The 263-nt window shown below is 34.2% G+C and carries 1 protein-coding gene; it reads left to right on the forward strand.

Translation table 11 applies throughout. From position 1 onward, the window contains the following. A partial coding sequence (locus tag AAEY88_RS14110; protein WP_350563388.1) for an undecaprenyl-diphosphate phosphatase occupies window positions 1-199 on the forward strand: 199 nt, incomplete at its 5' end. Window positions 200-263 lie beyond the last annotated feature (64 nt).

Below are 263 nucleotides of genomic sequence, written 5' to 3' on the forward strand. Positions count from 1 at the left end.
TTACTATACCGTTGAGCTTGCACTAGGGGATCATCTAGTTGACTGGAGCACCTTATTATTAGGTGTTGTGTTGTCATTTTTATCGGCTTATGTCTGTATTTATATGTTTTTAAAAGTAATAGAACGCATGGGAATGTTGCCATTTGTTATCTACCGATTATTTCTAGGGGTCGGGTTAATTGTATTTTTAACACTGTAATTAATATTTTTTACTCGTTTAGTTTAAGCGTTTAAAAGCCTTCCTAGTGTGGAAGGCTTTTTTG

Origin of the sequence: Psychrobacter sp. CAL346-MNA-CIBAN-0220, assembly GCF_040309805.1 — a bacterium.
Classification (GTDB): Bacteria; Pseudomonadota; Gammaproteobacteria; order Pseudomonadales; family Moraxellaceae; genus Psychrobacter.